Origin of the sequence: Epilithonimonas zeae, assembly GCF_023278365.1 — a bacterium.
GTDB classification, from domain to species: Bacteria; Bacteroidota; Bacteroidia; order Flavobacteriales; family Weeksellaceae; genus Epilithonimonas; species Epilithonimonas zeae_A.
In genome coordinates this window covers 2,424,464-2,450,398 of sequence record NZ_CP075338.1, presented here as the reverse complement: position 1 = coordinate 2,450,398, position 25,935 = coordinate 2,424,464, and the positions used below count along the sequence as shown (strand labels likewise).

Annotated in this window: 24 protein-coding genes; 9 read left to right on the top strand and 15 right to left on the bottom strand. The window is 35.7% G+C overall.

Annotated features, from left to right (window positions below; translation table 11 throughout):
- From KI430_RS10990 to KI430_RS10980, 3 genes are all read right to left on the bottom strand, one after another.
- Window positions 1-705: a tetratricopeptide repeat protein gene (locus KI430_RS10990; RefSeq protein ID WP_248874744.1), complete on the bottom strand. Its 705-nt coding sequence runs from the start codon at window positions 703-705 to the stop codon at window positions 1-3.
- A gap of 81 nt (window positions 706-786) precedes the next feature.
- The gene (locus tag KI430_RS10985) at window positions 787-1,323 is read right to left on the bottom strand and encodes an adenine phosphoribosyltransferase (protein WP_248874742.1); all 537 of its coding nucleotides are present in this window, start codon (window positions 1,321-1,323) and stop codon (window positions 787-789) included.
- Window positions 1,324-1,332: 9 nt separating this feature from the next.
- Entirely contained in the window at window positions 1,333-2,499 is a 1,167-nt protein-coding gene (locus KI430_RS10980; protein ID WP_248874739.1) for an NTF2-like N-terminal transpeptidase domain-containing protein, read from the bottom strand.
- A 401-nt stretch (window positions 2,500-2,900) separates the two neighbouring features.
- Between KI430_RS10980 and KI430_RS10975 the strand changes: the two genes are divergently transcribed.
- Genes KI430_RS10975 through KI430_RS10960 form a run of 4 tightly spaced genes read left to right on the top strand, consistent with a single transcriptional unit; the run spans window position 2,901 to window position 5,328 of the window.
- Entirely contained in the window at window positions 2,901-3,332 is a 432-nt protein-coding gene (locus tag KI430_RS10975; RefSeq protein ID WP_248874738.1) for an RNase adapter RapZ, read from the top strand.
- A 45-nt stretch (window positions 3,333-3,377) separates the two neighbouring features.
- Window positions 3,378-4,091: an NDP-sugar synthase gene (locus KI430_RS10970; protein ID WP_248874736.1), complete on the top strand. Its 714-nt coding sequence runs from the start codon at window positions 3,378-3,380 to the stop codon at window positions 4,089-4,091.
- Window positions 4,088-4,798, top strand: coding sequence for a TIGR00730 family Rossman fold protein (locus tag KI430_RS10965; protein WP_248874734.1), 711 nt, complete (start codon window positions 4,088-4,090; stop codon window positions 4,796-4,798). Before KI430_RS10970 ends, KI430_RS10965 begins: the two co-directional genes overlap by 4 nt.
- 56 nt (window positions 4,799-4,854) lie before the next feature.
- Window positions 4,855-5,328 (top strand): DUF6702 family protein, encoded by a 474-nt coding sequence (locus KI430_RS10960; protein ID WP_248874732.1) that lies wholly within the window; start codon window positions 4,855-4,857, stop codon window positions 5,326-5,328.
- A gap of 36 nt (window positions 5,329-5,364) precedes the next feature.
- On the opposite strand, the gene KI430_RS10955 is transcribed toward KI430_RS10960, so the two are convergent.
- The 9 genes from KI430_RS10955 to KI430_RS10915 all read right to left on the bottom strand — a co-directional run bounded on the left by KI430_RS10955 (window position 5,365) and on the right by KI430_RS10915 (window position 15,013).
- Complete coding sequence (locus KI430_RS10955) at window positions 5,365-6,129, bottom strand: hypothetical protein (RefSeq protein ID WP_248874730.1); 765 nt, start codon at window positions 6,127-6,129, stop codon at window positions 5,365-5,367.
- Window positions 6,130-6,156: 27 nt separating this feature from the next.
- A complete protein-coding gene (locus KI430_RS10950; protein WP_248874729.1) occupies window positions 6,157-6,894 on the bottom strand; it encodes a sulfite exporter TauE/SafE family protein in 738 nt (245 codons plus the stop codon).
- On the bottom strand, window positions 6,885-7,334 hold the full coding sequence (locus tag KI430_RS10945; protein WP_248874727.1) for a FixH family protein: 450 nt from the start codon (window positions 7,332-7,334) through the stop codon (window positions 6,885-6,887). The genes KI430_RS10950 and KI430_RS10945 overlap by 10 nt, the downstream gene beginning before the upstream one ends.
- A 13-nt stretch (window positions 7,335-7,347) precedes the next feature.
- Window positions 7,348-8,799 (bottom strand): cytochrome c oxidase accessory protein CcoG, encoded by a 1,452-nt coding sequence (gene ccoG / locus KI430_RS10940; protein ID WP_248874725.1) that lies wholly within the window; start codon window positions 8,797-8,799, stop codon window positions 7,348-7,350.
- A gap of 126 nt (window positions 8,800-8,925) precedes the next feature.
- Window positions 8,926-9,804 (bottom strand): cbb3-type cytochrome c oxidase N-terminal domain-containing protein, encoded by an 879-nt coding sequence (locus KI430_RS10935; protein WP_248874723.1) that lies wholly within the window; start codon window positions 9,802-9,804, stop codon window positions 8,926-8,928.
- 21 nt (window positions 9,805-9,825) lie between these two features.
- Window positions 9,826-10,023: a hypothetical protein gene (locus tag KI430_RS10930; RefSeq protein WP_027383357.1), complete on the bottom strand. Its 198-nt coding sequence runs from the start codon at window positions 10,021-10,023 to the stop codon at window positions 9,826-9,828.
- Window positions 10,024-10,036: 13 nt separating this feature from the next.
- Window positions 10,037-12,322 carry a cytochrome-c oxidase, cbb3-type subunit I gene (ccoN, locus tag KI430_RS10925; protein ID WP_248874721.1) on the bottom strand — a complete coding sequence of 762 codons (2,286 nt, stop codon included), beginning with the start codon at window positions 12,320-12,322 and terminating at the stop codon, window positions 10,037-10,039.
- Window positions 12,323-12,337: 15 nt separating this feature from the next.
- Complete coding sequence (ccoS, locus tag KI430_RS10920) at window positions 12,338-12,523, bottom strand: cbb3-type cytochrome oxidase assembly protein CcoS (RefSeq protein WP_074236302.1); 186 nt, start codon at window positions 12,521-12,523, stop codon at window positions 12,338-12,340.
- Window positions 12,524-12,634: 111 nt separating this feature from the next.
- Window positions 12,635-15,013, bottom strand: coding sequence for a heavy metal translocating P-type ATPase (locus KI430_RS10915; protein WP_248874719.1), 2,379 nt, complete (start codon window positions 15,011-15,013; stop codon window positions 12,635-12,637).
- A gap of 95 nt (window positions 15,014-15,108) precedes the next feature.
- Here KI430_RS10915 and KI430_RS10910 point away from each other — a divergent pair, with 95 nt between their 5' ends.
- The 5 genes from KI430_RS10910 to KI430_RS10890 all read left to right on the top strand — a co-directional run bounded on the left by KI430_RS10910 (window position 15,109) and on the right by KI430_RS10890 (window position 19,382).
- On the top strand, window positions 15,109-15,822 hold the full coding sequence (locus KI430_RS10910; RefSeq protein WP_248874717.1) for a Crp/Fnr family transcriptional regulator: 714 nt from the start codon (window positions 15,109-15,111) through the stop codon (window positions 15,820-15,822).
- 100 nt (window positions 15,823-15,922) lie between these two features.
- Window positions 15,923-16,738: a 3-methyl-2-oxobutanoate hydroxymethyltransferase gene (panB, locus tag KI430_RS10905; RefSeq protein ID WP_248874715.1), complete on the top strand. Its 816-nt coding sequence runs from the start codon at window positions 15,923-15,925 to the stop codon at window positions 16,736-16,738.
- A gap of 93 nt (window positions 16,739-16,831) precedes the next feature.
- Window positions 16,832-17,677: an alpha/beta fold hydrolase gene (locus KI430_RS10900; RefSeq protein WP_248874713.1), complete on the top strand. Its 846-nt coding sequence runs from the start codon at window positions 16,832-16,834 to the stop codon at window positions 17,675-17,677.
- Between the two features lie 78 nt (window positions 17,678-17,755).
- Complete coding sequence (locus KI430_RS10895) at window positions 17,756-18,685, top strand: hypothetical protein (protein ID WP_248874711.1); 930 nt, start codon at window positions 17,756-17,758, stop codon at window positions 18,683-18,685.
- Window positions 18,686-18,701: 16 nt separating this feature from the next.
- Entirely contained in the window at window positions 18,702-19,382 is a 681-nt protein-coding gene (locus KI430_RS10890) for an RluA family pseudouridine synthase (RefSeq protein WP_248874709.1), read from the top strand.
- A gap of 42 nt (window positions 19,383-19,424) precedes the next feature.
- Here the strand turns inward: KI430_RS10890 and KI430_RS10885 are convergent, their stop codons facing one another.
- The 3 genes from KI430_RS10885 to KI430_RS10875 all read right to left on the bottom strand — a co-directional run bounded on the left by KI430_RS10885 (window position 19,425) and on the right by KI430_RS10875 (window position 25,904).
- Window positions 19,425-21,560 (bottom strand): outer membrane beta-barrel family protein, encoded by a 2,136-nt coding sequence (locus KI430_RS10885; RefSeq protein ID WP_248874707.1) that lies wholly within the window; start codon window positions 21,558-21,560, stop codon window positions 19,425-19,427.
- A 55-nt stretch (window positions 21,561-21,615) separates the two neighbouring features.
- Entirely contained in the window at window positions 21,616-23,739 is a 2,124-nt protein-coding gene (locus tag KI430_RS10880) for an outer membrane beta-barrel family protein (RefSeq protein WP_248874705.1), read from the bottom strand.
- A gap of 65 nt (window positions 23,740-23,804) precedes the next feature.
- On the bottom strand, window positions 23,805-25,904 hold the full coding sequence (locus KI430_RS10875; protein WP_248874702.1) for a TonB-dependent receptor domain-containing protein: 2,100 nt from the start codon (window positions 25,902-25,904) through the stop codon (window positions 23,805-23,807).
- Window positions 25,905-25,935 lie beyond the last annotated feature (31 nt).

Below are 25,935 nucleotides of genomic sequence, written 5' to 3'. Positions count from 1 at the left end.
TTAATAATATTTTGTCATTTCTATAAAAGCGTCAGATTGACCATTGTCATAATCCTGGTATTTCTCCTCAATCGCAGAGAAATATTTTTTAGCATCGGCATTTTTCTTAAGTGCCAAAGCTAGCATTCCTGCTTTTTTTGTGAAATAGTAAGATGTGTAAGCGTCATCTGATGCAGAAGAAGCTTTGTCTGCCATAGCCAAAGCATCATCAGCTTTGTTAAGGTTGGATAGACAGTCTGCCATCGCACCATATTTAAGAGCTACCAAAACTTTGTTGCCAGAGCTGAATTTGTCTAACAAGTCATAAGCTTTCTGATAATTCCCTTTTTTGAATTCTATAAGACCAGCATTGTAAGCAGATAATTTGCCAGCTTTTGTACTTCCATATTCTTCATAAGTCCCTATGAAGCCTGGGTTTGCAACAGATTTTCCACCTAAAGCCAAATCTTCTTTACCATCGGTTAAGTTTTTCTGAGCAGCCAGGTAGCTTCTTGTAGCTTCTTCGTTTTTAGGACCCAAAATGAACTGCTGGTAACCAAACCAACCAAGAACTGCAACAATCAAAATACCGAAACCGATACTCAATGTTCTTGCATTTTTTTCAAGGAAAGATTCTATGTTCAGTGCCTCTTTATCTAGGTCTCTGAAGAATTCTACAGTTTCTTTTCCTTCTTGTTCGTTCTTTTTGTTATGTAGATCTGCCATAATTTTTTAGTAAATGAAGTGCAAATTTAATGCTTTCCTTTTGATTTGCAAAAACTTATTTTTCTGATGAGAGAAAATATTTTAATATTGAAGTATCGAATAGACTTCGGAGTTAAATTTCTTCAGTCTTTCCACACCATTCAAATCTTTCAAATCAATTAAAAAACTGAATTGTGTAGGAATTGCGCCTTGCTTTGCAACCAATTTTGCTGCGGCTTCTGTTGTTCCGCCAGTTGCCAAAAGATCATCGTGAATCAAAACGCGTTGTCCTTCTTTCAAATGTCCTGTTTTCATTTCGATTTCAGCTGAGCCATATTCCAGATCATATTTTTCTCCGATGAAAGGAGGCGGTAATTTGCCGGCTTTTCTAATTAATACAAATGGAACATCCAAAGCAACGGCAATGGCAATCCCGAAAAGATAACCTCTGCTTTCTATACCACAAACTACATCAATTTTGCCTCGGCTGAAATTGGCTAAATCTGCGATGACCTCTTCATATAATTTAGGTTGAAGAAAAATAGGACAGATATCCTTGAACTGGATTCCCGGAATCGGAAAGTCCGGAATGTTGTCTATTGTTTCTTCTAATTTCTTGATTAATTCCGCAGATGCCATTTTTTATTTTTAAGGATTGATTTTATAAGTGGTGATTTTCCAATTGTTGTTAACAGACTTTAGTCCGTAAGTCACATTCAGAGAAGTGGTTTTTCCGTTTTTGTCGGTCACGTCATAAGTTACGTTCACGTTTGCAGAATTATCTTTGTTGTAAGGTACCGCAATATTTTTTACACTGATATTCTTAACCGAACCAAAACCTGAATTTGGATTGGAGAATTTGTCGTAAGATCCCCAATTTGGATTGTCAGAAGACTCATAAGCTGCTTTGAAGTTCTGAGAAGACAGGTTGTTCAAAAATTTTGTAACCGTTGCTTTTGGATCAGAAGCGACTGGTTTTGGAGCTGGTGGTGGCGTTACAATGGTTTCGCCTGTTTGCGGGTCAACTGTAGATGTAGGAACTTGAAGTGAGTCTGCTACAACTGGCGGCGGAGGCGTGTAAAGTGCTTGACCATTCACAGGAACGCCCATTTTTATCATCTGTAATAACTTCTTGGTTGTTTTTACAGTCAACTTAATATCAATTTTTTCTTCAAAGATTTTCTCTTTCGGAAGTTTAGCATAAAGAACAGTGAATCCTCTGAAAGCTGGATCTTGCATCAGGTTTTTAGAAGTAGAAATCTTATTACCACCACTGGAAATTTCCATAATGGTTTCCAAGGCTGCACCTTCGAAGTCAACTTTTTTTCCGTTGTTATCTAATAATTGTGGGATAATGATCAAACCTTTTGAACCGGTTAAACTATCACCGGCAATATTTCTTACATTGATGCTAAGACTCGCTGCGTCAATATCATTTGGATCTTTTTCAGAAGCTGCAACATTACCAAAAATATTCATCTCGCCAAGACTTGGCGGTGCTGTACTGCTCCATGCGATTCCGTTTTTCTGAGCCACTTGGTCTGCCATTGCGAAAATCTCAGCCGTTTTTTTACCATCCAGAAGTTTTCCAAGTGCCGTGATTTCTGCAATGTCGCCTTCAGCTTCTACACCAAAAGTTTTCAAGATATACAAGGCTTCGTTGAATTTTACTTGTTTCAATGTTGGTAAGCTGGAAGCCATATCATTGATACTTTCCTGGAAGCTTTTGCGGCTGCTCCCATCAACACTTGTTTTTTTGCAACCTACCATAAAGAATAATAAAGTTGCTAAGAGACAGTATTTTATAAATTTCATTTTGTGTGATTTATTTTTAAAAGTAAGGAATATGTTTGATTCGCAAACCTTTATATCAATTAATATGCAAAATTAAATTTAAAATCCATAAAATCTCTATTTGATTTGATTTTTTCCAGGTTTAAGTTTTAATAAAATATCAAGAATGAAAATTAGAATAAAACAAACAATAAAGGTAAATCGTGTTTAAATATTTCTTTAAAAAATAAATTTTAGTTAATTATTATCCGATATGCTTAGGACGAACGAAGGACGAACATAGGATATACAAAGGACGAACAAAGCCAAGTGAAAAATTTTCACTTTGGTTTTATTCTAATTTTAATTCAAAATAAGACTTAAATCAATCAAATTTTTTCAAAGAAAATTAAAAAGGGTAACTTTACGGAAAATTAAAGTTAATGCAGAACAAATTGGTTATTGATATTCACAGTTTTTCTTATAAAAAGAAAGGAATTCCTAAAGATGATTCGGGAAACGGCGGTGGTTTCGTTTTCGATTGTAGAGGAATCCTGAATCCAGGAAGAATAGAAGAATATAAATCACAAACAGGTAATGATATTGGTGTGCAGGAGTTTTTGGAGCAAAAAACAGAAATGCCTCAGTTTTTAAAATCAGTTCATAGTCTTCTTTCCATCACTATAGAGAATTATCTGGATAGAGGTTTTGAGAATCTGCAAATTAATTTTGGTTGCACCGGCGGGCAACATCGTTCGGTTTATTCTGCTATTAAAACTTCGGAATTCATCAAGGAGAAATATCCTGAAGCAGAAGTTAAAATCCACCACGACGAGCAATTACACCTCAATCTGTCATCGATAAGTGATAATTAATTTTAAGATTTATCATCCATCATTTATTAATTATCATTTACAAGTATGAAAGCATTACTATTTGCTGCGGGAATGGGGACCCGACTAAAACCTTTCACAGACAACCATCCGAAAGCTTTGGCGCAAGTTAACGGTGTTGCGCTTTTAGAAAGAAATATAAAATATCTCCAGAGTTACGGGATTAATGATTTTGTCATTAATATCCATCATTTTGGAGGACAGATTCTGGCATTTTTAGCTGAGAATGATAACTTCGGCGCTAATATCGAAATCTCCAACGAGTCAGAAGAACTTCTGGAAACGGGCGGTGGACTTTTGTTCGCCAAACAATTTTTGGAAAACGAAAAGACATTCCTGATAATGAATGTTGATATCCTGACTGACCTTAATATCACAAACTTTATCAAGCTTCACGAAATCAAAGGAGGAATGATTACTTTGGCGGTTTCTGACAGAGACAGTTCCAGAAAACTGATGTTCAATGATAAAATGTATCTTAAAGGCTGGAAAAATTTGACTACAAATAAAAAAACTGTAGTTGGCGGTATTTTCAAATTAAGAGAATTGGCTTTCAGTGGTGTTCATTGTGTGAATTCTGAGATATTTGAGAAGATGACCAGAACCGGAAAATTCTCTATTATGGATGAATATATGGATCTGATGAAAGAAGATATCATCATCGGTTACCAACACACCGCAAACCTAATCGATGTTGGAAAACCAGAATCAGTTACTGAAGCAGAAAGACTATTCAAATGACACAACAAGACGAAGATAAAAGATTACAGGAGAGTCTGAGACAAAAAACCTGGGACGAGACGATTACAAAAGACAGCTGGATGGTTTTCCGGGTAATGTCTGAATTTGTAGATGGTTACGAAAAGATGGCGAGAATTGGGCCGTGTGTTTCCATTTTTGGTTCTGCAAGATTAAAAGAAGACAGCTATTATTATAAAATGGCTTCTGATATTGCGCAGAAAATCACGGAAATCGGTTTCGGAGTAATTACTGGCGGTGGACCAGGAATAATGGAAGCTGGTAACAGAGGTGCAAGCGGACACGGGAAATCGATAGGTTTGAATATCGAACTGCCTTTCGAACAACACTTTAACCCTTATGTTGACAAAGGTTATAATATCAATTTTGATTATTTTTTCGTTAGAAAAGTAATGTTTGTGAAATATTCTCAGGGTTTTGTAGTAATGCCAGGAGGCTTCGGAACATTGGATGAGTTGTCAGAAGCCTTGACCTTAATTCAAACCAACAAAATCGGAAAGTTCCCAATTGTTTTGGTGGGAAGTGAGTTCTGGAGCGGATTATTGGATTGGTTCAAAGGAACTTTGCTGAAAGAAGGCTTGATTGCCGAGCAAGACCTTTCGCTTTTCCGTGTTGTGGATACGGCCGAAGATGCGGTGGCGCACATCAAAGCTTTCTATGACAAATATTCTGTAAGTGTGAATTTCTAATCTGTGGCATATAATTTGACCAAATATTATATTAAATTTGTTAAAACATTACAAAAATGAAAAAATCAATATTTATATTATCTCTGGGAATTTTGTTAATCAGTTTTTTCAGTTTTAAAGATTTTGACTTCTTCTCCTCAATGACCAAAGTGGATTATATTGATGGAAGCAAAACGTTGAAATTTACAACTAAATTGAATACGAACCATATTTCGCAAGCTGTAAAGATTGATCCGGCAACTGCGGGTTTTGAAGCAGAGGTTAAAAAATATGTTAACAACAATGTAGATGTTGCTGTTAATGGCGCTGCAAAAACCTTGACTTTCACAGGAAGCCAGGTGAATGGTGAATCTGTTTGGGTGTATTATGAAGTTGCCAATGTCTCAGATATTTCCAGTTTGAAGATCAAAAACAGCATCCTGATTGGACAGTTTCCAAAGCAAGTTAATATTATGAATATTACTTACAAAGGCGCTCTGAAAACGCTCAATTTCCAGAAAGGAAAAGAAAGTTCAGAAGTTACTTTCTAGATAAAATTAAAGTCGGCCATTAGCCGACTTTTTTATTTATTCTGTTTCGATAATAATGATGTTATCCTTGTCTTTGAACTGATGATTTTTATCCATCATTTCCTTAAGATTGAAATTCACTTCGATTGTTTTGTTGTCAACCTTCTTAATCCAATCATGTTTTCCTGTGATTGATTTTATTTTCTTATCGAAGACTAATTTGTTTTTCAAATCCATATCCATCATACTTAGGAACCCGTCGATATCTTCTTTTGTGGTTTGTCCATCAGTTTCGCCACCTTTCAAGAGTGCTTCAAAATCACTTGGAGACATCTGAAGTTTTGACATATCTATTTTCAAAGATTTCCCATCCCAGTCATCGAAAGCTGTATTGTTCATCATAGAACCTTCTTTGCCTAATAGTGTGCCAACTCCAGCTAATTCAGCATTAGTCAATGGGTCAGATTTTACAGAGAAACCTTTGAACTTATCAGCATCAAAATTACCTTTGAAGAATATCTTTTTCATCAGTTTTATGGAGTCAGGATTGGTCGCGACTTTTCCTTCCATTTTCTGAATCTCGTATATATTTTGCCAATCGCGAGGATACTTTTCCATTTTCATAAAATCAGCACCTTGATTAAGAGAATCCGGCATAAAAGACTTCATCATTTCCAAAGCCTGAGACATATCAATATCTGTGGCAAAACTCATTTTTTTGTCAGCGTGATAATGATTGGTTGTAGAAATAGAGCAGGAGTGAAGCAAAAATAAGCCGCAGAAAATGAGGACTGCTTTCCGGATGATAGTTTTGATTTTCATTGATTTTAAGTTATCGATTTAAAATTACTAATGGCAATTCGTATGGTCCAGATGAAAACCTTGTTTAGAATGCTGAACGTGCAAAGCTTCGGAATGTGGAGAAACGTAAGGAATTCCTAACTCCAAACCTCTCAAAACAAATAATCCGCCTAAGACAATCATCATCACAGGAATGACTCTTAATATTTTTACTCTAAAGGTAGTTGTGATGAAGTTTCCCAAGAAAACTACAGCAAACATAAACGGAAATGTTCCCAACCCGAACAATAGCATAAAAACTGAACTTTGCCAAATTCCGCCTGCTGCTAAGGAAGCGGTTAATGCCATATAAACCATACCGCAAGGTAAGAATCCGTTCAAGATTCCTGTGGCGAAACGGGATTTGTAATCTGGTCGTTGGAGGATTTTTCCTAATTGCATTTTAACTCTCAACAAAGCTTTTGAAACAAAAGGAATTTTGGCAGCAAAGTCTTTTCCTCCAAAAGAAGAAATCGCCATTATAATTAATAAAACTCCGACTGAAACTGTTAAGTATTTTTGAAAACCGGCCAACTCAAAGCTTTGACCAATGATTCCAAGAACTGCTCCCAGAAAAGAGTAAGTCAGAATTCTGCCGAACTGATAAGTGATGTTTTGTAAGTAGAAATTAGCTTTCTGATTTTTGGTAAGACCCATAGATAAAGCGATAGGACCGCACATCCCAATACAATGGAAGCCGGAAGCAAAGCCTAATCCAATCGCTGATATGATGAAGGTCATTTCCATAGAATATCGTAATCTATCTGATATGATTTTTTATTTTCTGTCCATTTCAGTTTCAAGGTATATGAACCTGCGGATAATACTTTTTTAGGAATCAGGAAAACATTGTGCTGTAAACCGACTTCTTTTTTCACGTCCAGATTAGAATCCTCGGTTCTGAATAATACAAAATTAACTTTATCACCATCCACTTTGATGCTCTCCGGAAAAGAAATCATCATTCCTTCATTGGTTGCTTTATAAACTGGTTGTTCTTTTAGTTGAGCTGCGTTTTTCTTTGCATCAATAATATCCTGATATTGCAATTCTTCTTCATAATAATTATTGGAAATCATTTCTGCATTCTGTTTCCCCATCGGGAAGATGAAAATCAAAAACAAGATGAACAGTATAAAACATCCTAAAGCTATCGCCAAACCGTGTCCCCAATGTAATTTTTTCATACTCTAATTAGGTTTAAAATTGAAATTTGAATGGCCCTTCAAAGTAAGTGTTGTAAGAATCCAATAATTCTCCGTTCATATCATACACGCCCAATTCGAGATTTTGTTTAGACAATTTGATTTGACTTTCTGGGAAACTTACATTGATGGTTCCTTTTATCATCGCATCTCTCTTCAAAACAATTTTATTGGTTGTACCTGAAGATATTTCACCATTTTTTGGTTCGATAATCTTGATGATAACAGTTTTTGTTTCGTTCGATTTATTGAGGAAAGTATAATTATATGTATTAGTAATTTTTCCGTCTCTTACAAAGAATGTTGAGCCTGGAGGTTTCAGGAATTTAGCTTCCATTTGTCCTCTGTTGTAAAGCAAGAATCCAAGGAATCCGACTAACAAAGCTAATATGACAGAGTAGATTTTCATTTTGCCGGAGAACTTAAACTGTTGTTGTTCTTCAATTTCCTTTTCGGAAGCATAACGAATCAATCCTGGTGGAAGACCCACCTTTACCATTACTTCATCGCAGGCATCGATACAGGCTGTACAATTCACGCATTCCATTTGTAAACCATCACGGATGTCGATTCCTGTTGGACAAACAACAACACACTGCTTACAGTCGATACAATCGCCTTTTCCTTGCGCTCTTCTGTCTTCTCCTTTTTTCCATTTGGAACGGTTTTCTCCTCTTTTATAATCGTAAAAAACGTTGATGGTTTCTTTATCAATCAAAACACCTTGCAATCTACCATAAGGACAAACCATTGTACAAACCTGCTCTCTGAACCAAGCAAATACAAAGTAGAAAGCTGCCGTGAACATAATCATTACCAAGAAATTGGTTGGTTTCGCAAATGGACCTTCCTGCATTATTCTCAAAACTTCTTCATAACCTACGATGTACATAAACATAATGTGGGTTATTACTAATGAGATGATGATGAATATTGTCCATTTAAGAGAACGTTTCCATATTTTTTCAGAATCCCAAGCTTGGCTGTCTAATCTTATCTGCTTATTTCTGTCGCCTTCTATTGCGTATTCTATTTTACGGAAAATCATTTCCAAAAAGATGGTTTGCGGACAAATCCATCCACAAAATATCCTTCCGAAAGCTACTGTGAAAAGAATAATGAATATTAATGAAGCAATGGCGCCTAAAGCAAGAATAAAGAAATCCTGCGGATAAAATGGCTGTCCAAAAATGAAGAATTGGCGTTCTATAATATTGAATAAAAGAACCGGATTACCATTGATTTTAAGAAAAGGAATTACAAAATAGATTGCTAACAATACAATACTAACCAAATATCTGTAATTGGTATATTTACCCTTTGGTTTTCTTGGAAATACCCATCTTCTTTTTCCGGTATTATCCATTGTTCCAACAGAGTCTCTGAATGTCTCAGCTTCTACCACCCAGCTTTCAGCCTCGTTGTATTTTTTTTCTGTCCCACTCATAATATTTAGATAAAAAAAGAGATTGTCCAAAAAACGAATTGTAATTATTAATTCATTTTCCAAATATCATTCCGAATAGAACGATATCCTTGTGACAATCTCTTTGTATGTTAAGTTGTTTACTGCTTATTTTTCCCAGTGTGCTTCTGTCCCCTGAGGAGCAGCGCCACCTTGTGCTTCAGTAATAGGCGCCTGTTCTTGGTTGATATGATAAACATAAGCTGCTACAGCCTGCATTTCAAAACCATTCACTACACCATTTTTACCCCAAGCCTGCATTGTTGGGTTATTTTTACTACCGTTATCTACCATATAGAAAACATTTTTGAACAAAGTTTTCTCAGGTTGATTAATCCAGAAATTATCTGTCAAGTTAGGACCAATGCCTCCTTTTCCACCTTCACCGTGACAAGAAACACAGTTCGTTTCGAAAACAGCTTTTCCAGCTTCTACATTGTCTTCTGAGAAAACAGCTGTTTCCAGAGTTGGCTGAGTAACTGTAGCCATATATTCGCTAATTGCAGCCGTTTGCTCTCTGTATTCTTGCTCATACTCTTTGTATGGATGCGCAAAATCTGTCAGGAAATAAGATGAGATATATAAAATACAGTAAGCTGTACCAAAATAGAAAAGACCTAACCACCATTTTGGAAGCTGATTGTCAAGCTCCATAATTCCATCGAATCCGTGGTCGATAAGAATGTCTTTTTCTTCTTTCTCACCTTGACTTTTGAATGCGCCATTCCACAAATATTGGAAATATGGAACTTTGGTTTCGTTAAGATAAGCTGCTTTTTCAGCGTCAGTTAATTTTTTAAATTTTTCGTTTTCAATCAAATCACCAATTGCAGTTTGAATGAATACGACTATAACACTGATTAAAGCTGTTCCCAGGAAATATCTGGACGTTAAAAAGTCAGATGACTGCGAGAACATATAAAACACTACCAGTAATAATCCTAAAACAATTAGAATATTAATATAAACAGGTGTTCTTCTTTTCATAGTTAATTATCTTTAATAGAGTTACAAAGTAAATTTGTCATCGTCGTGGTCTTTTTCCAAAGGTGCATTTTCTTCTTCGCTATAATATTTCTTTGGTCTGTTGATTACAATATAAACCACAACTACAAAGAACAAGATGAAGATTATCATTGCTAAAGTTTGGAAAAAACCAGCGTTTTCCACATTGGAGACGATGTCTTTAAAACTTTGCGGAATCATTTTGTTTTAAATTTTAATTACTAGCCGTTTTTACTTCAGTTGTTTTGATATCCGTTCCTAATCTTTGCAGATAAGATATCAATGCTACGATTTCTCTCTTCTCAAGTGGTACAAATTGCTCGCCAGCTTTTGTTTTAGCATCTTTAGCTTCAGCAAAAGATTTTTTAACATCGGCAGCTTCTGAGAAGACATTCTTCACAATTGCACTGGCTTGGTTGTTCATCCAAGAATCCATTGTGTCGATTTGAGCTTTTGTATAAGGAACATCGAAAGTATTTTTCATCAATTCCAATTTAGCTTTAGATTTGCTTCTGTCAAGCGTATTTTCAATCAACCAAGGATATCTAGGCATGATAGAACCTGCAGATGTAGACCTTGGGTTGTACATATGCTTAAAGTGCCAAGAATCTGGTCTTGCGCCACCTTCTCTTTGCAAATCCGGACCTGTTCTTTTAGAACCCCAAAGGAATGGTCTGTCATAGATGAATTCCCCAGCTTTAGAGTATTGTCCATTCTTTCCGTTGAATCTTACAACTTCATCACGGAAAGGACGAATCATTTGAGAGTGACAAGCATTACAACCTTCTCTGATATAGATATCTCTACCTTCTAATTCCAGCGGAGAATAAGGCTTAACCGCAGAAATTGTAGGGACGTTATCTTTTACAAAAATAGTAGGAAGGATTTCCAAAGAACCTCCAATTGCTAATACAATGAAAGATAATATTGATAAATAAAGTGGTGTTCTTTCTAACCAAAGGTGGAATGTTTCGCCTTCTTTTCTTCCTTTTTTCACGTTTGCCAAAGCTGGTGCTTCTGCAGAAACATCTTTTTGGAAAGAACCTTTTCTAGCTGTTGCAATTAAGTTTACAACCATAAGAATGGCTCCGGAGAAATATAAGAAACCTCCAACAAATCTCATTTTGAAGTATGGAAGGATTGCTGTTACAGTATCCAACCAGTTTTTGTAAACCAAAGTTCCGTCTGGATTGAATTGCTTCCACATCAAACCTTGTGTAAATCCTGAGATATACAATGGAACGGCGTAGAAAATAATCCCGAAAGTTCCTAACCAGAAATGCCAGTTAGCTAATTTTACAGACCACAATTTGGTTCTCCACAGAATTGGAACTAAATAATAAATAACACCAAATGCCATAAATCCGTTCCATCCCAATGCTCCTAAGTGAACGTGACCAATAACCCAGTCTGTAAAGTGACCAACTTTGTTTACTGTTTTTGTTGCCAAAAGTGGACCTTCGAAAGTTGCCATACCGTAACAAGTTACAGCCACAACAAAGAATTTAAGAACCGGATTTTCTCTTACTTTATCCCAAGCTCCTCTTAGTGTAAGAAGTCCGTTCAACATTCCTCCCCAAGATGGTGCAATCAACATAATGGAGAAACCTGTTCCTACTGCCTGAGCCCAAGCTGGTAGAGAAGTATATTGTAAGTGGTGTGGACCAGCCCAGATATATACGAAGATTAATGACCAGAAGTGGATAATGGATAATTTGTATGAGAAAACTGGTCTGTCAGCTGCTTTTGGTACGAAGTAATACATCATCCCAAGAACAGGGGTTGTCAGGAAGAATGCAACCGCATTGTGACCATACCACCATTGTACCAAGGCATCTTTAACACCTGCATAAGCTGAGTATGATTTCCAAGTCGAGAAAGATAATGGAACTTCTAAGTTGTTGAAGATGTGAAGCATTGCTACTGCAACCCAAGTTCCGATGTAGAACCAAATCGCAACATACAAATGTCTTACTCTTCTAATCGCAACTGTTGCGAACATATTGATTCCGAAAATAAGCCAAACAACCAAAATCAAAAGATCAATCGGCCATTCGTGTTCTGCGTATTCTTTGGAGGTGTTAAGACCCATAAAGAATGTGATAATTGTTGTCACCAACATCAATTGCCATCCCCAGAAATGCATCCAAGACAGCGTATCACTCCACATTCTTGTTTTTAATAGTCTTTGGATAGAGTAGTAGAATCCTGAGAAAAAGCTGTTCCCCACAAATGCGAAAATCACCATACTGGTGTGCATCATTCTAATACGACCAAATCCAAAGGCACCCTGAGAATGAACCAATCCCTGCAATCCTTCACTTCTAAGCGTTCTGATTGTTGGGTCGTCTGTTCCCAGGAAAAATTCCGGTAATTCAGGATAAAATAGTAACAACGCAGCCGTAAGTCCCAATAAAAAACCTACTAAACCGAAAACGACTGTCGCAATAAGAAAGGCGCGAACAATCCCGTTGTCATAACTAAATTTTTGTGTTTCCATATCTACAAATAGCAATTATTCATTTTCATTTTTAGGAGTTTCCGTCTCCTTATCTGTCTTCACCTCATCGTCAAATAAAATTCTAACGGCAGGCGATTCATCATCTTCAAACTGTCCTTTTTTTGCTCCAATTATAAAGATAACCAAGAAGATAGCAGCTAAAGAAACGCTGCAAATAATCATTAAATAGAGAATCTCCATATCTGCTCGCAAATTTAAGATAAAACAGTCGTCAAATTTAGTGAAAATTACTGACTTTGGTCAGAATGGCCGAAATATGGATAATTTATAATCACTCTAAATAAAGGCGTTCTAAATGTTTATCTTGAAATATTTAGAACTTCTGAGCCAAGTGGAAAGTGTTGTGAAAGTAACCACAGTTACAGAACTTAAAGGCATAAAAATAGCAGCAAAAAGTGGATGCATATGTCCTGAAACTGCAAACCCGACTCCAACAACATTGTAACACAAACTAATTATGAATGTGAATTTTACAATTTTGATAGCATCTTTGGAAAGTTTTAGAAATTTATCCAATTCAGGGATTTTTTCGCCGTTCATAATCACGTCGGATGATGGTGTGAAAGAGTTGCTGTCGTCTGCAATAGCGATTCCGACATTACTTTGTTTTAAAGCACCAGCGTCATTCAATCCGTCGCCAAGCATTGCCACTTTTTTACCATCGTCCTGAAGTTTTTTGATGAAATCCAGTTTGTTTTCAGGATTTTGATTGAATTTCATTTCAGAAATTGATGGAATCAGTTTTTCCAAAATTGGTTTTTCAGAAGAGTTGTCGCCACTCAAAATATTGATTCCGTAATTTTTTAAATTATGGAAAAGTTGAGCCAGATTATTTCGATATTCATTTTTAAAAATAAATTTACCGATGAATTCTCCATTTTTGCTAATGTAAACCGCCGTTTCCATATTTTGAGATTCTTGCCCAGTGAAATTAGCTGAACCAATTTTATAAGTAATTCCTCTTACTTTTCCCTGATAACCTTTACCTGAGATTTCCTCAAAATCTTCAATTTCAAAATAATCATCATTTACATCAATGAAATCATAAAGCGATTTTGAAAGTGGATGATTGGAATTTTTAAGCAAAGACTTAATATTTCTCAAATCAAATTCCCCGATTTCTGTTCCGATGAATTTGATATTCGTCTTTTTATTCTCAGTAATAGTTCCTGTTTTATCAAAAACTAATGTGTCAACTTTTGCCAGTCTCTCGATAGTCAAGGTGTCTTTAACATAGAATTTATTTCGACCCAAAATTCTCATAATGTGACCAAAAGTAAACGGTGCGGACAGAGCTAAAGCGCAAGGACAGGCAACAATCAGAATCGCAGAAACCACTTGGAACATTTTTTCAAAATCAATAGTTGACCAATAGATTCCTGCAACTAAAGTGATTCCTAAAATGATGAATGTGAAATATTTACTAATCGTATTGGTCATTGTATCAAGACCAGTTTCGAACTTTTTGAACGCTTCTTTATTCCAAAGCTGTGTTAAGTAACTTTGGTCAACACTTTTGATGACTTCCAATTCTAAAACCGAACCTGATTGTTTCCCGCCGGCAAAAATTTTGTCACCAGGTTTTTTAGAAATATGAGCAGATTCTCCAGTGATAAAACTGTTATCTATGTTACCTTCACCTTTGATCAAAATAGAATCTACAGGAATGATTTCCTGATTTCTAACCATAATCCTGTCGCCAACAGCCAATTCGGATAACAAAATATTTTCCTGTTTTCCGTCAAAATCGACTTTGGTAACGGCAATCGGATAGAAAGATTTGTAATCTCTGTCGTAGGATAATGAATTGTAAGTTCTTTTTTGAAAGGTTTTTCCAAGCAACATAAAGAACAGTAATCCGCAAAGTGTATCGAAATAACCTGGGCCATAATCTGTTACAGCTTCGTAAATACTTCTTCCATAAAGCACAAAAATTCCCAGAACAATTGGAACATCGATGTTGATGATTTTGTTTTTCAAACCATACCAGGCTGATTTGTAATAATCCGAAGCAGAGTAAAATACAACTGCAGTTGCCAGCAGGAATAAAATGATTCTGAATAAATGTTTGAATGAATGAAACCAAACGTCGTCTCCAGAAACATATTCTGGAAAGCTGAAAAACATCCCATTTCCGAAAGCAAAACCGGCAACAGCTAATTTGATTAATAGGCTTTTGTCAAGTTTGTCCTGCTTTTTTTCTGCTGTTTCCAGATTAATCACTGGTTTGTAACCAAGATTGGTCAGGAATTTTGCAACTTCACTCAGTTTTATTTCGTCTTCTTTGAAAGAGATCTGAACTGTTTTCCTTGTGAAATTAACCTGAGAATATTTGATTTTATTATTGATGGTGTGAAGACTTTCCAATAGCCAAATACAAGAAGAACAATGGATAACAGGGATTTTGAAAGTCACAAGCGTTGTTCCGCCTTCTGAAAAATCGACAACTTTTGTGAAAATTTCGGGTGTATCCAGATAATCGAACTGAGCGTTGTTCTCGTTGCTCGGTCTGATTCCGGAATTTTTATTGATATTGTAAAAATTGTCAAGGTTGTGAAAATTCAGAATTTCATAAACCGATTGACAACCGTTGCAGCAAAAGATTTTTTCATCGAAAAGAAGTCTTTCTTTGTCGATTTTCTGACCACAGTGAAAGCATTGTTCTGCCATTAAAAAATACTCAGATATTTGGATTGCAAAATTACGTCAAAAATCTTGGTATGTAGTGTTAAAAAGTCTTATTTTTGCTGACAAATGTCATAGGTATGTCTCTTGAACAACAATTGGTTATAGAAGAAAATTTCTCAAAAGCATTTAACAAAGAATCTTTGCGCGAAAGTCTTAATCCCGAAGATTTTGAAGTTTACAGCAATGCACTCAAAGTTCTGGAATTCTCAAAAGGTGATGTCGTTTTCGACGATGGCGAGTCGCCGAAAGGTGTCTATTTTATCGAAAAAGGAACTGCAAAATTATCGAAATCAGGTGTTTATGGTAAAGACCAGATTCTGAGATTCTGCAAAGAAAATGATTTGATAGGTTACCGTTCTTTGCTTTGCGGAGAAAATTTCCAGGCCAAAGCAGAAGCAATGACACCAATGAAAGTTCAGTTTTTACCATCTGATATTTTCTTGAAATTATTAGAAGTTGACCCAAAACTATCTTACGCAATGCTTCAAAAAATTGCTTATGAATTGGGCGAATCTGCAAACACTGTAACCTTCCTTGCACAAAAAACGGTAAGAGAAAGATTGGCAGAAATTCTAGTTTTGCTGGAACAAAAGCTGGGAACTGACCCGGAAGGTTTTATCAAAATCTCTTTGACCAGAGAAGAAATTGCCAATCTGATTGGAACTGCAACAGAAAGTGCTATCCGATTGATTTCGGAATTCAAACAAGATGATTTGATTGTTGTTGAAGGAAGAAACATCAAAATCCTAAACAGAGAAAAGTTAATCAAGCTTGGTCACGTGGTTATATAAGTGATAATCGATAAAATGATAATTGATTTTCAATTCATCGTACATTTATCATTCTTATTTTAAATCATTTATAACTTATAATTTATCATTAATAATTCCTATGTCTGTACATTCTGAAATTAAAAAAATCACGACTGAAACCTTACGAAAAATGAAATTCGATAAGGAGAAGATTACAATGCTGACGGCTTATGATTTTACAACAGCAAAAATGGTGGACGCAGGCGGTGTGGATTCTATACTAATTGGAGATTCTGCGGCGAATGTAATGGCTGGTCACGAGACGACTTTACCGATTACACTTGACCAAATGATTTATCATACGCAATGTGTTGTTCGTGGTGTTGAAAGAGCTTTGGTTGTAGCAGATTTACCGTTTGGAACTTATCAAAGTAATCCTGAGAAAGCTTTAGAATCGGCTGTGAGAATGATGAAAGAAGGTGGTGCTCACGCTGTGAAAATCGAAGGTGGAAAAGAGATTGAAGATTCCATCAGAAAAATAGTGAATGCAGGAATTCCTGTTTGCGGACATCTTGGGTTGACTCCTCAAAGTATTTACCAATTTGGAACTTATAAAGTAAGAGCCAAAGAAGATGCGGAAGCGGAGAAATTGATTTCTGACTGCAAATTGTTGGAAGAATTAGGATGTTTTGCGGTTGTTTTGGAAAAAATTCCGGCAGCGCTTGCTAAAAAAGCTTCGGAAAGTATTTCTATTCCAACAATTGGAATTGGAGCAGGCCCGGATTGTGACGGACAGGTTTTGGTTTATCACGATATGGTTGGGATGAATCAAGGTTTTTCTCCGAAATTCTTGAGAAGATATCTTGACCTTTATTCAGAAATTACAGGTGCAGTTTCTCAGTATGTAAAAGATGTGAAAAGTTCTGATTTCCCAAATGATAAGGAGAGTTATTAAAATTAATTCAAAATAAAATTTACCCTTTCAGAAATAGTAGATTCGACGTATGTCAATTTTAATTCTGAAAGGGTTTAATTTAAAATATCGCCAATGTTAAAGTTGCTTAAAGTTTCATTGTTACTTTCTGTAGTTGTCTTTCTATTTTCCTGCACTTCGCAGAAAATGAAGTATGGAACTAAGACTGAATTTCATGACAAAGCCGATTCGTTACAATCATTAGCCAGAATCAAATACATCAAGAGTTTGGATTATTCCGACTTTAAAGCTGGAAAATTTGATAATGGAAAAGTAGCTGTGAATTATCGTTTTCTAAAACCAAAGAAAATTGAACAAAATAAGAAATATCCATTGGTTTTGGTATTTCACGGTTCTGGTGCAATTGGTACAAATAATACTTCTCAAATGGGCGTTTTGTCCAAAATGTGGCTTCTCCCCGAAAACAGAGAACAATATCCGGTGTATGTTTTAGCACCGCAATTCCCAATTCGTTCCTCCAATTATCATCTCGATGAGAGCAGAAATGTCAAAGTTTCTGAGTCTAATGAGCATTTGGATTTAGTATTGAAGTCCATTGATTCTTTAGTTATTAATGAAAATATTGACCGCGACAGAATCTACGTGATGGGATTTTCTATGGGAGGCGCGACAACTTCTAATGCAATTTCCAAAAGACCGGATTTGTTTGCAGCTGCAATTAATGTTTCCGGAATTTCTCAATTTGATAAAATGAATAAACTTCTCACAATGCCGATTTGGATTGTTCACGGAAGTTTGGATACGGATAATTTTCCTCAAAGCAATTTCAAATTTTTTGATGAAATGAAGTCTAAGGGCCAAGTTTTTCTTTGGGAATATAAAGACAAATACCACAACAATATCCTTTCTGCAGAACTCGTGGACGAAATCCCGAAGTGGCTTCTGCAACAACATCAATAAAAAAATATCAGATAAAAAAACAGGTTGTTATTGCTGGAATTATAAAAAATAATATTTTTACAGCAATTAAACACAACAATGATGAAAATAACAAATTTCTTTTATTTACTATTAATTGTATGTCTGTTAGGATGTTCAAGAGAAGAACATACAGATGAACAGGGAAGCAGTTGCGGAAAAGTGAGCAATGTTTCTTTTAGCGCTAGTAGCTCTACTATAACAATCAATTACTCTTCCGGAAACGGTACCAATTCTTATAAAATAGAGTATGGACTTACAGGGTTTTCGCAAGGCTCGGGAACTTCTTTCACAACTTCAAATACTTATGCAGAGATAGGTGATCTGGCTTCATCCACTACTTATGATTTTTATATCACAGGAATTTGTAGCAGTACAGAAAGCAGTGCGCCATATAAACTCTCTAGTGTTACAACTAAACCAAGCCAGTGTAAAGGAAATACATCTGTACAGTTTTATCAATACAATCTTAATGAGCTTATTTTGCAATTTTCATATTCTTCTGGAAGTGTTTATCAATATGAAGTGGAATATGGACCGGCAGGGTTTCAATTAGGTACAGGAATAAGGCAAAAAACAGAGGGCTGGAATACTTCTATTTCAATAAAGAACCTTCCATATGAAACAGCTTACGATTTTTATGTCAGAACTTTTTGTTCAGACGGCGATCCTAATCAGTTCAAAAAATTCACTTATACAACAGGAACTTCTTGTCCAAAGCCATTTAATCTGAATAGCTATGTCATATCAGGAAGTTGTAATGTTGAGTTAGGTGCAACAAGAGGCTTTACCTGGGATTCTTATGGAAGTCCGCAGAGTTATACAATCTCTCTGATCCAGGATGTGAATAGCGCTCCAACCGCTCAAACTTTTACAACCTCTAACAAATCTATTGCAATAAGCAATATGTATTGTAATTGGAAAGGTTTTTATGTGAAGTCTAACTGTGGAGATAAAAGCAGTGAATGGGCTGGACCATTTATTTTTTAACAAAGTATAGCAACTAATGGAATCTTCTCAAATCGTTTACGAAGACAATCATATGATGATCATCAACAAAAAAGCCGGACAACTCGTTCAGGGTGATAAAACCGGTGATTTGTCTTTGCTGGAGCTGATTAAAGATTTCATCAAAAAAAGAGATGAAAAACCGGGCAATGTTTTCCTTGGCTTGGTTCACAGGATTGATAGACCAACTTCAGGTTTGGTAATTTATGCCAAAACCTCCAAAGCGCTTTCCCGATTGACTCAGATGGTAAAGAATCGTGAAGTTAAAAAAACGTATTGGGCGATTGTCGGAAAAGAGATGATTCCGAGTTCGCAGAGATTGATTCATTATCTCCAGAAAAACGAGAAAAATAATAAAGCAATCGTTTATACCAAGCCGACTGCAGGCGCCAAAGAATCGATACTTACCTACAATTTGATCAAGACCTTAGACAATTATCATCTATTGGAAGTCGATTTGGAAACAGGAAGACATCATCAGATCCGTGCTCAGCTTTCCAAAATCGGAGTTCCAATCAAAGGTGATCTAAAATATGGTGCGCCTCGTTCCAATTCTGATGGAGGAATTTCTCTTCACGCCAGGAAATTGGAATTTATTCATCCCGTAACAAAAGAGAATATACAAATCATAGCGCCAGTTCCGCAGAACGATGCAGTCTGGAAAGCTTGTGAAGAATAAATTAATAAAAAAACCGAATATTCCTTTCGGTTTTTTTAGTTTTTATAAAGTGGACGTTTCTTCTTTTTTCTCCTGATTAAGCAGGTTTGGAGATTCTTTCGCCAACTTATTTTTCGTCGGGATTTTATAATTGAAAGAAAGTCCAAAGTTTCTCGTGTCATTTTTATTTCTGATGTACACGTTTGGAAGTGCGTTAGTTGTCCTCAGATTTGTTTCGTTGGTATTGAAAACATCATTAGCAAACAAGGTCAACGTCATTCTGTCTTTATTGAATTTCCTTGACAGTGATAAATTCAATGTGTTATAGAATGATTTGTTTGGATAATAAAAGAATTCATTTCCTTTGGTAAGATACGTGTAATTGGCATTGAACTTAACTTTGTATGGCAAAATAAACTGTCCGGAAACATTATATGTCCAGTAACCTTTCGGATTGATAATCTGGTCCATTTGCTGTAACTGGTAAGAACCATAGAGGAAAATAAAACTCACCTGGTCAGGATTCATATCCATTTTCATAATGTCTTTGAACGGCGTATTGAAAATGGCCAAAGGAATTGGGAATCCGATATTGAAATTATGCGTTTTCAAACGGTCAAGATTGTCGCTTGTTTGAATAATCACATCGCCTTTTCTCTCCACGATTTGAACCACTTGATTTTTTGCATTGGTGAAATTATATCCGATGAATGCATAATTCAACGCACTTAACTTGATCTCGAAATTATCAAAAATCGTTGGTTGAAGATTTGGGTTTCCTGAGAAATCGATGTTTTCATTTCCGTACCTTGTGTTGTTTGGATTCAGATTGGCAACATTCGGTAATGTGATTTTCTTGTTATAATTAATATTAAAGAAAGCGATTTTTGGAATAATGTTGTACTGAATACTCGCATTGGGGAACACTTTGAATTTTTCAAACGGTCTCAGGTTATCATAATTTCCATTATCAAAATTGAGACTCGTCCCATTGATGTTGTAATACTCTCCACGAAGTCCCAAAACAAAATCCATTTTGCCTTTGGTTGCACTGGCTTCGGAATAAAAAGCTGTCGTTTTACTCTTGTAATCCAAGTTTTCTACGCCAAAATTATCCGCTGAAAATTCCAATTGGTCATAGAAAGCACCTAAGCTCAATTTTCCTTCATCCAAAACCTTGATTGGCTGAGCATAATCTACTCTGAAATTGTAAACATTCTGATTAGAACCATTTTCCGAAGCATTTGGATCTGGTTTTATAATTAGACTTGCTTGCGCAAAATCATTAATGAAGTTAGTATAAGAACCTTTGAATTCCAGTTTTTTGTTCTTATCGTCAAACTTTTTCTGATACGTCGCCGTCACCTCATTTCGTGTATTGCTTTGGTCAATGATATCTCGGCCGGTGGATTCGGTGCCGTTGAATAGAGAATACTTGTCCACGTAACGGTCAGAAGAACCTAGCGAAAGATTATAATTCAAAAGCAGTCGGTCTTGTCCGATATCAAATGTGAAAGCACTTCGCAAATATTGATTTCTGTTGACGTTATCATTGTAAAGTCGTGAGATTTCGTCAATCGTGGATTTTGTTTCGCTTTCATTATAATTTTGTCCGACATTCAGCTGCCATCCAAACCATTTATTTTTTGAGTTGAGTGTTAAACTATTATTGAACTTACTTCTGTAATGGTCATAATTACTGAAACGATAACCTCCGGCATAAGTTGCAGACAAATACGATTTTGCATTTCTGCTTGTGATAATATTGATAATCGCGCCACCAGAAGTTGCAGGAAATTCTGCCCCAGGCTGTGTAATGATTTCAATTCTCTCGATGCTGTTTGCAGGAAGTCCTTCCAGATAAGCTGTTAGTTGCGTGCTGTAGATATTCAGCGGTCGTCCGTCCATATAAACATCCAGCGATTTTCCCTGATAAATCATTCCCGCCATCTCGGAAACTACCAACCCAGGGATTTTTTGTAAACCTTCTAATGTATTTCCGGAATTAAGATGTGGCTGTTCAGAAAAATCGTAGATAGTTCTGTCTGCTTTTTGTTCAACAGCTTTTTTAGTTTTGGTAATTGTTACCGCTTCAATCTGTTTTTCCTTGTTGTCTGTTTCTTTTTTTTTAGTCTCCTGGGCAAAGTAGATTTGACTTAGAAATAGAGCCGAGATTGGAAGAATAGATTTTACTTTCATAGTTTAGTTTGTAATGGATTAGACTGTCAAAAACTTAATTTGTTACATTAATAAACTATTGAGCTCTGTTTTTTTCCTCAAAATTGACATTTCTGTTGTTGGCTTTCACCTTTTGATTTCCAAAATTGTAAGTCACACTGAAAGTCAATCTTCTTGCATCCCAATAATTATCAAAAGATTGCATATTATCCTTAAAATAAACACTTCCTCTATAACCAGATGTTTTGAAGATATCGTTTACGGAAAGATTCATCTGCAAGGCTTTTTCCATTAGACTCATTTTGATACCAGCATTTACACTATATCTGTTTTTGGTAGAATTGTTTCCTCCTTTGGAAGGTAAAGATTGCCAGTAATTAGCAAAGAAAAAAAATGTTTTTGCCTTATTCAGTTGAAAAGTATTGTTAGCCGAATAATAGAATGATTGTCCGTTTCTCGCAATAGCATCGTACTTTGTTATCTGTGTGTCACTGTAGCTGAGCGAAGTCGATAAATTGGTTTCCCAAATCTTGAAAAACGTATCAGTATAATTAAGATTAAGACCATAAGTATCCTGATTGTAATAATTATGAAAAGTGCTTACAATACTAACGCCGTCAATGAATGTAATCTGGTCAAAATTGGCAAGACTTCTTTCATAATATAAACTTGCATTAAACTTACTTTTGAAAATATAATTGAATTCAAAATTATGATTGAATGAAGGCTGAAGACTTGGATTTCCAGCATAATAACTATTCGGGTTGGAATACCAACGGAACGGGTCCAAAGCTCGGAAGTAGGGTCTGTTTATCCTTCTCGAGTAATTGATGCTGAATTGATTATTATCATTCGCTTTGTAAGAAATATATGCTGTTGGAAATAACTTCCCATAATTATTTTCTGAACTGGATTGAGTCGTCGGAGAGAAACCTTTTGTTTCTGCATATTCATAACGCAAACCAAATTTTGCCGACCATTTTTCTCCGAAATCTTTGCTTGCGCTGATATAGGCTGCATAGTTTTTCTCATCATAATTGAAAAGGTTACTTCTTTTTGGGTCGATGACGTAATTGTTATTAGTAAAATTAAAATAACCTATGTCAGAATTATTGGAAAACTGGCTGTATTTCAATCCTGTTTCCAATTGTATGTTTTTGAAATTAAGTGTCAAATCGCCCTGTCCGGAATAGATTTTATAATCTACAGAAGATAGATTTCTTACAATTTGGTCAGATTGATCAGACAAATCGGTGGTCACAAAATTGACATTGGTTTCCGGAAGATTGCCATAATAATTGGCTCCGAAGCTTAATTTATGTTCGCCTAACTTTTGGTCATAATAAAGATTCAGCATTTGAGAAGTTGAGGTGGAGCGGTGTTTGGAATTTGTATCTGTATTCAATGTATTGACATCGTTAGTGAAATAACGGGAAACAGAATTGATGTCCATATTAGAATGACCTTTGGCCAAATCATAGATTAATCCAACATTGGCTTTTTCACTCAAAGAATAATCCAAACTTACATTCATTCCCAGCCCGTCATTCATATCACGTCTGTCGTCACGACTGATGCTGGAACTTTCTCCAATGATTTTATAATTTTCGACTGACCTTTTTTCACTATCATAACCTCGAAATTTAACCGAAGATTTTAGTTTCTCGTTTTGATAATTCAAACCAAGCGCGCCGCCAAAACCTCCATAAGTGGATTGTTGGTAATAGGTATTGGTGTAACCGCTCCAGCCAAGATTCTGATTTTTTTTCAGAATGATATTGATGATTCCACTGTTTCCCTGAGCTTCATATTTTGCAGGTGGCGTTGTGATAACCTCGATTTTGGAGATATTTTCCGAACGCAGATTTTTCAGATAGTTCATCAGTTCAGCGCCGGAAAGATTTAGCATTCGGTCATTTACCATTACGGAAACGCCACTTTTACCGGCAATCGCAAGCAAGCCTTGTTCTTCATCCACTTTCAGCAAAGGCGTGTTTGCAAGAACCTCTGTTCCCGAACTTCCTTCCGAAACCATCGAATTCTGAACATTGTAGACCAAACGGTCCACTTTTCTTTCGATGATTTTTTTCTTTCCATCCACCGTTACGGTTTCTATGTTTTGAACTTTTACAGTATCCTGTGTCTGGGCAAAAGATAATGTACTAAATAATGCTGAGGCAAAAAGTATTGATTTCTTCATACTATTATTGACAACTGATTTGCAGGATTTGTTACATTATGTTAATTAGATTTATCAAATGAAGTTTAGTTCGCTCTGTCTTTTTCTTCAAATTTGATATCCTTCTTACTGAATTTTTTCTTATTTCCGAAAGTATAATTCACGCTCAAACGGAAACTTCTTCCATCCCAATAATTATTGAAATGCTGACTGTTATCTCTGAAATACATATCTCCACGGAATCTCTGAGCAAAAATATTCGTCACCGTTGCATTGATTTGAAGTTGCTTTTCCATTAGAGAAAACTTGATTCCGGAATTCAGATTGGAGAAATTATGGAAATAAGAATTCACGTTTTTGTAAGGTAAACTTTGGTCGTAGTTTAGGAATAGAGAAACTGTTTTTGATTTATTTAAAATGAATGTATTGTTGATAGAATAACTTACCGAAGTTCCTTTGGATGTTTCCGCACTGATATTGAAAACTTCTGAGTTTTGATAAGATGCGTTTGCAGAAATAGTGGCTTCCCAGAATTTGAAGAAAGTATCTGTGTAAGAAACATTAGCTCCATAAAAATTATTGTTATAGTAATTCTGATAATCTCCATTTTGAGAAATACCATTCAAGTAACCGATTTGTCCAAAAGCATTAGTCAATCTAAGATAATAAACGCTTGTCGAAAACTTGTTGTTATACGTATAACCTAATTCATAATTGTTGATGTAAGAAGGCGTCAATAAAGGATTCCCTGATGAATAAGAATATGGATTTTCGTACCAGCGGAACGGATTCAAGTTGCTCATACTTGGTCGGTTAATTCTTCTTGAATACGAAAGACTGAACACATTTTTATCCTCTTTGTAAGAGACAAAAGCCGAAGGAAACCATTGTCCGTAATCGAATTGATTCGCAGTGCTTTTTACAAACGTATGTTCATATCGGATTCCCGCTTTCGTTTCCCAATGTTCACCAAAATTCTTAGCAAAACTTGCGTAAACTGCATAATTTTCTTCTTGATATCTAAAGGTGCTGCTTTTTTTGTCGTCGATGATATATTGACTGTCTTTTAAATCAAGGTATTTCAAATCTGCAGAGTTTCTGAATTGATTGAATTTAAGGCCTGTTTCAATCGTTCCAAATTTAAATGGCAATTCTAAGTCGCCCTGAACAGAGAAAATCTGAGGTGTGATTTTTGACAAAGTTTTCACATCCTGAATTGTATTTTCAGGAAGATTCAAAGTCGAGAAATTAACTTCGGTATCGTTATTATTTTTGTAAAAATTACCTGCAAAACTTATTTTTTTCCCAAGCGAATCCAACTTCATATCATAATAAGTACTGAAAGTATGAGTCGGTGATTTTTCCCTGTGAAAAGTATTGGTCAAAAGATTTTTTTCTTTCAAATCAGGACTGATGTTTCTTGTTGTGTTAAAGATATCCATTCCTGATTTTTCATGTCCGAAAATATATTCCATTCCAACTTCTGAGTTTTTATTGATTTTGTAAGATACATTAATGCTTGGAATCAAATCCTGCCACATATCTTTTCGTGTAGACTCACTGTAATTCTGGGATTCTCCAAGTATAGTATATCTTTCATTAGAGCGTTTTGCCCCATCAATGTAGCTTGTTTTTAAACTTAAACTAAGCTTTTCGGTTTGATAATTCAAAGTTCCGTTGCTTGTTCCGTTGAAATAGGTCCTCTGTGTCAAACCTGTGCTGATATTTCCGCTAAAACCTAGATTCGGATTTTTCTTTAGAATAATATTAATAAGTCCACTGTTTCCCTGTGCTTCATATTTGGAAGGCGGTGTTGTAATCACTTCAATTTTAGAAATGTTTTCAGAACGAATCGATTTCAGATAATTCAAAAGAGCAGTTCCGGAAAGATTCAGCATTTTTCCGTTTATCATCACATTTACGTTACTTTTTCCTGTGATGGAAATGGTTCCGAGATTCTCATCCACTTTCAACATTGGAACATTGGCAAGCGTTTCGCCGGCATCCATTCCTTGTGAAGCGATTGATGCATCCACATTGAAGATCAATCTGTCAGCTTTTCTCTCCAATAATTTTTTCTTCACAAGAATATTAACCTGTTCAATTTCTTTAAGACTGTCTTTTTGATTCTGAGCAAAAGTTGCTGTTGAAAGTAAGCTGGCGATAAATAGATATTTTAGTTTCATAATTTTTGATTTTGTTGAGACAAAGGTATTT

Coding starts and splice junctions, on each gene's coding strand:
- KI430_RS10885 (WP_248874707.1), bottom strand. CDS start 21,560: ATGAAAGTAAAATCTATTCTTCCAATCTCGGCTCTATTTCTAAGTCAA.
- KI430_RS10890 (WP_248874709.1), top strand. CDS start 18,702: ATGGAATCTTCTCAAATCGTTTACGAAGACAATCATATGATGATCATC.
- panB (WP_248874715.1), top strand. CDS start 15,923: ATGTCTGTACATTCTGAAATTAAAAAAATCACGACTGAAACCTTACGA.
- ccoN (WP_248874721.1), bottom strand. CDS start 12,322: ATGGAAACACAAAAATTTAGTTATGACAACGGGATTGTTCGCGCCTTT.
- KI430_RS10955 (WP_248874730.1), bottom strand. CDS start 6,129: ATGAAAATCAAAACTATCATCCGGAAAGCAGTCCTCATTTTCTGCGGC.
- KI430_RS10975 (WP_248874738.1), top strand. CDS start 2,901: ATGCAGAACAAATTGGTTATTGATATTCACAGTTTTTCTTATAAAAAG.
- KI430_RS10965 (WP_248874734.1), top strand. CDS start 4,088: ATGACACAACAAGACGAAGATAAAAGATTACAGGAGAGTCTGAGACAA.
- KI430_RS10960 (WP_248874732.1), top strand. CDS start 4,855: ATGAAAAAATCAATATTTATATTATCTCTGGGAATTTTGTTAATCAGT.
- KI430_RS10895 (WP_248874711.1), top strand. CDS start 17,756: ATGATGAAAATAACAAATTTCTTTTATTTACTATTAATTGTATGTCTG.
- KI430_RS10990 (WP_248874744.1), bottom strand. CDS start 705: ATGGCAGATCTACATAACAAAAAGAACGAACAAGAAGGAAAAGAAACT.
- KI430_RS10910 (WP_248874717.1), top strand. CDS start 15,109: ATGTCTCTTGAACAACAATTGGTTATAGAAGAAAATTTCTCAAAAGCA.
- KI430_RS10880 (WP_248874705.1), bottom strand. CDS start 23,739: ATGAAGAAATCAATACTTTTTGCCTCAGCATTATTTAGTACATTATCT.
- KI430_RS10915 (WP_248874719.1), bottom strand. CDS start 15,013: ATGGCAGAACAATGCTTTCACTGTGGTCAGAAAATCGACAAAGAAAGA.
- KI430_RS10980 (WP_248874739.1), bottom strand. CDS start 2,499: ATGAAATTTATAAAATACTGTCTCTTAGCAACTTTATTATTCTTTATG.
- KI430_RS10930 (WP_027383357.1), bottom strand. CDS start 10,023: ATGATTCCGCAAAGTTTTAAAGACATCGTCTCCAATGTGGAAAACGCT.
- KI430_RS10935 (WP_248874723.1), bottom strand. CDS start 9,804: ATGAAAAGAAGAACACCTGTTTATATTAATATTCTAATTGTTTTAGGA.
- KI430_RS10985 (WP_248874742.1), bottom strand. CDS start 1,323: ATGGCATCTGCGGAATTAATCAAGAAATTAGAAGAAACAATAGACAAC.
- KI430_RS10950 (WP_248874729.1), bottom strand. CDS start 6,894: ATGGAAATGACCTTCATCATATCAGCGATTGGATTAGGCTTTGCTTCC.
- ccoG (WP_248874725.1), bottom strand. CDS start 8,799: ATGAGTGGGACAGAAAAAAAATACAACGAGGCTGAAAGCTGGGTGGTA.
- ccoS (WP_074236302.1), bottom strand. CDS start 12,523: ATGGAGATTCTCTATTTAATGATTATTTGCAGCGTTTCTTTAGCTGCT.
- KI430_RS10945 (WP_248874727.1), bottom strand. CDS start 7,334: ATGAAAAAATTACATTGGGGACACGGTTTGGCGATAGCTTTAGGATGT.
- KI430_RS10900 (WP_248874713.1), top strand. CDS start 16,832: ATGTTAAAGTTGCTTAAAGTTTCATTGTTACTTTCTGTAGTTGTCTTT.
- KI430_RS10875 (WP_248874702.1), bottom strand. CDS start 25,904: ATGAAACTAAAATATCTATTTATCGCCAGCTTACTTTCAACAGCAACT.
- KI430_RS10970 (WP_248874736.1), top strand. CDS start 3,378: ATGAAAGCATTACTATTTGCTGCGGGAATGGGGACCCGACTAAAACCT.